We start from the raw sequence: 3,645 nt of genomic DNA, 5'->3' as shown, positions 1-3,645 counted from the left end.
CGGCAGGCGCCGGCGCGGCGGGGTCGCGTTTTCGCGCGGCCCCACCGCATCGGTGGCGGCGGCCAGGATGGCCGCATCCACGCGTGCCGACGGCTCCCCCGCAGGCAGCGCGCGCAGCACCCGGGCCAGGGCGGCTTCGTCGTCCTGGAGCGGGGCCTGGCGCGGGTCCTGCGGGGTGTTCATCGGCGCGGTTTACTCCTCATTGACCTGCACGCCGGCGTCGGCGGGCTGCACGGCGGACAGGCTGCGTGCCTGCGCCACCAGCCGCAGGAATTCGCCGCGGTAGCCCCAGGGGTCGTCGCCGCGCGCGTCGCGCGCCAGCGCTTCCACCTGGTCCCATCCGAAGCCCTTCATGTTACGCCCCCCGCGCAGCAGGTCGGCGTAGGCGGCCACGGCGGCGGCGAAACGCAGGCTCTCCGGCGCCTGCGCCTGCAGCTCGCGGCGGGTGACGGGGCGCTCCATCAGCACGCTGCGCTCGTTGCCAGGCTGCTTGTAGCGCAGCTTCAGGAAGGCCAGTTCCGGCCCGCCGGCGGGCGCGGCGGCGGTGGCCGGGGCATAGCGCAGCGGATCGCTGGATTCGCAGCCGGCGCCGACCAGGCACAGCTCGTAAAGCGCCGTCACGTCGTGGCCGGCGCCGATCTCGCCGGCGTCGACCTGGTCGTTGTTGAAATCCTCGCGCGCGAGCTGGCGATTTTCGTAGCCGACCAGCCGGTATTCGGCCACCTGCGCCGGGTTGAACTCGACCTGGATCTTCACGTCGCTGGCGATGGTGAGCAGGGTCGAGCTCATCTCCTCGACCAGCACCTTGCGGCCTTCCATCAGCGTGTCGATATAGGCGTGGTTGCCGTCGCCCACGTCGGCCAGCTTCTCGGCCAGGGCCTCGTTGTAGTTGCCTTCGCCGAAGCCGAGCGTGGTGAGCGCGATGCCCGCCTTGCGGCCGTCTTCCACCTTGGTTTCCAGCGCGCGCGAATCGTAGATGCCGACGTTGAAGTCGCCGTCGGTGGCCAGCACGATGCGGTTCACGCCGTTTTCGAGGTAGGCCTGCCTGGCCATGGCGTAGGCCAGGTCGATGCCCTCGCCGCCGTTGGTGGAGCCACCGGCCTCGAGCCGGCCGAGCGCGTCGAGGATTTCGCCGTGGCGGTCGCCGGGCGTCGGCGGCAGCACCAGGCCGGCACTGCCGGCGTACACCACGAGGGTGACGCGGTCCTGGGCGCGCAGGCGCGGCACCAGCTGGCGGAAGCTCTCCTTGAGCAGCGGCAGCTTGTCGGGCGTGGCCATTGAACCCGAGGTGTCCACCAGGAACACCAGGTTGGCCGGCGGGATGTCGGCGCGCTCCACGTCGTAACCCTGGATGCCCACCTGCATCAGCACGCGCTTGCCGTCCCAGGGCGCGGGCGCCAGCGCGGTGGTGACGCGGAAGGGCTGCTCGCGGTTGGCGGGGCCGGGGTAGCCGTAGTCGAAGTAGTTGATCATCTCCTCGACCCGCACCGCGTCCTTCGGCGGCAGCTGGCCGCGCGAAAGCATGCGGCGCACGTTGCTGTAGCTGCCGGTGTCGACGTCGATGGAGAAGGTGGACACTGGTTGCTCGGCGGTGCGGACGACGCGGTTGTCCTCGAACTCGGCGTATTTCTCGGTGTTGGGTTCGGCGTAGGCCGGCGGCGGGGGCGGCAGCGGCGCGGGCATGCCGACCATCGGCGGCGCCGCGGCGACCTCGGCGTGCCTGGGGCGGGCGGCCTCCTGCGCGTTCACGCGGCTGCCGGTCACTTCGATGCTGTCCAGCGTGGCGTCGGCGGATTGTTCGGCGGGTTCTTCGGCGACCTTGTGCGCGCAGGCGGCGAGCAGGGCGATCGAAAGGGTGCTGAGGACGAGATGGCGCATGGCATGGCTCCGGGTTGGGGTGGCGCCGGTGTCAACGTGCCGGTGGCGGCGCGGGGGTCGCTGGCTCATGGCCGCAACCTCGCGCGCAGTTTGTCCATGGCGTAGCGCAGGCGCGATTTCACGGTCTCCCGGCCGACGCCGGTGATTTCCCCGATTTCCTCGAGGCTGAGCTCCTGCTCGAGCCGCAGCAGCACCGCCTCGCGCTGTTCGGGCGGCAGTTCCTCGAGCGCCAGCTGCAGGCGCCGGCGTTCTTCGAAGGCCGACAGGCGCCGCTCCGGGGTGTCGTGGTCCGGCTGGCGCTCGGTGATTTCGTCGGCGTTCGCGGGCGGGTCGGGGCGGTGCGATTTCGCGCGCCAGTGGTCGGTGACCCGGTTGCTGGCGATCTGGTAAAGCCAGGTGGCGAACTTCGCCTCGGGCCGGTAGCGGCCGCGGGCCGAGATCACGCGTTGCCAGGTGTCCTGGAAGAACTCCTCGGCCAGCGCCGCGTCGCGCAGCTGGCGCTGCAGGTGCCGGAACAGCGGCACGCGGTGGCGGGCGTAGAGCTGCTGGAAGGCGGTCACGTCGCCGGCCCCGTAGGCCAGCATCAGCTCCTCGTCGGTGGGTTCCGCCTGCATGAATGGCAGCGTACGGGCTTTCGCGCCGGCCGAGAAGCCGGCCGGGCGGGCGGCGGGCCGCCGTTGTACATTGCCGCCCATGGCCTCCCGGCGTGCCAATGACGAACCGCTCGGCGCCGAGCCCGCCGATTCCGCCGGAGGCTGGCTGCGGCCGGGGAGACACCTGCTCATCGGCCTGGCCGTGCTGCTGGCCGGGCTGTATTTCAGCATCAACGCCGCCCAGCTCGAACGCGAGCGCCACTTCAGCGAACGCCAGGCCGAGGTCCAGCGCGACCTGTCGGATTTCCGCGCCCGGCTCGAGACCGACATCTATGCCAGCGTGGGCCTGGTGCGCGGCCTGGCGGTGCAGGTGGTGCAGCACGAGGGCCTGTCGGCGGCGGAGTTCGCGCTGCTCGCGGACGAGCTGCGGCGCGGCCAGCCGCAGATCCTCAATTTCAGCCTCGCGCCGGGCTTCGTGGTCAGCGCCGTCCATCCGATGGAAGGCAATGCGGCGGCGCTGGGCGTGGACCTGCTCGGCGACCCGATCCAGAAGCAGGCCATGCTGCGCGCCATCAGCAAGGACGGCCCGGTGCTGGCCGGGCCCTTCGAAATGCGCCAGGGTGGCCACGCGCTGGCCGTGCGCATCCCGCTGTGGGTGGAGCGCGACGGCGTGCCCCGGCTCTGGGGCGCGGTGAGCATGGTGCTCGATTACGAACTGATGCTGCGCAATGCCGGCATCCGCGCGCTGGAGAAGGAGCTGGTGCTGGGCATCGTCGGCCGCGACGCCGCCGGCCCCGGCGGCGACATCGTGCGCGGTCCGCGCTTGTCGCGGGAGGCGAAGGCGGTGCGCGTGCCGGCCTTCCTGCCCGGCGGCAGCTGGCTGATCTCGGCCGTGCCGAAGGAGGGCTGGGACGCGCGCCCGTGGTGGAGCACGCCGGGTTTCCCGTTCCGCGTGGGCCTGAGCCTGCTGGCCGCGCTGGCCACGGCGCGCATCCTGCACGACCGCCAGCGCATCCGCCGGCTGGCGGGCATGGATTCCCTGACCAACCTGCCCAACCGCCGCTGGGCGCTGCAGCAGCTGGCGCGGCGCATCGCGCGCGGCCGGCGCGGCGATGGCGGCTTCGCGCTGTTGTCCTTCGACCTCGATGGCTTCAAGCCGGTGAACGACACCTAT

At 71.8% G+C, this 3,645-nt stretch carries 4 protein-coding genes; 1 reads left to right on the top strand and 3 read right to left on the bottom strand.

Annotated features, from left to right (window positions below; all coding sequences use genetic code 11):
- From N790_RS04255 to N790_RS04245, 3 genes are all read right to left on the bottom strand, one after another.
- On the bottom strand, window positions 1-183 hold a 183-nt coding region (locus tag N790_RS04255; RefSeq protein ID WP_043801184.1), incomplete at its 3' end, for a hypothetical protein.
- Window positions 184-192: 9 nt separating this feature from the next.
- Complete coding sequence (locus tag N790_RS04250; protein WP_043801182.1) at window positions 193-1,878, bottom strand: vWA domain-containing protein; 1,686 nt, start codon at window positions 1,876-1,878, stop codon at window positions 193-195.
- A 65-nt stretch (window positions 1,879-1,943) separates the two neighbouring features.
- Window positions 1,944-2,492 carry an RNA polymerase sigma factor gene (locus N790_RS04245; RefSeq protein WP_043801179.1) on the bottom strand — a complete coding sequence of 183 codons (549 nt, stop codon included), beginning with the start codon at window positions 2,490-2,492 and terminating at the stop codon, window positions 1,944-1,946.
- A 79-nt stretch (window positions 2,493-2,571) separates the two neighbouring features.
- Between N790_RS04245 and N790_RS04240 the strand changes: the two genes are divergently transcribed.
- A partial coding sequence (locus tag N790_RS04240; RefSeq protein ID WP_043801176.1) for a CHASE domain-containing protein occupies window positions 2,572-3,645 on the top strand: 1,074 nt, incomplete at its 3' end.

This window comes from Arenimonas malthae CC-JY-1 (assembly GCF_000747075.1).
In the GTDB taxonomy this organism is placed as follows: Bacteria; Pseudomonadota; Gammaproteobacteria; order Xanthomonadales; family Xanthomonadaceae; genus Arenimonas; species Arenimonas malthae.
The sequence above is the reverse complement of the archived record's forward strand: the minus strand, read 5'-3'. Positions and strand labels throughout refer to the sequence as shown.

Bases quoted from the DNA above. Each gene is read 5' to 3' on its own strand.
- N790_RS04250 (WP_043801182.1), bottom strand. From the start codon at position 1,878: ATGCGCCATCTCGTCCTCAGCACCCTTTCGATCGCCCTGCTCGCCGCC.
- N790_RS04245 (WP_043801179.1), bottom strand. From the start codon at position 2,492: ATGCAGGCGGAACCCACCGACGAGGAGCTGATGCTGGCCTACGGGGCC.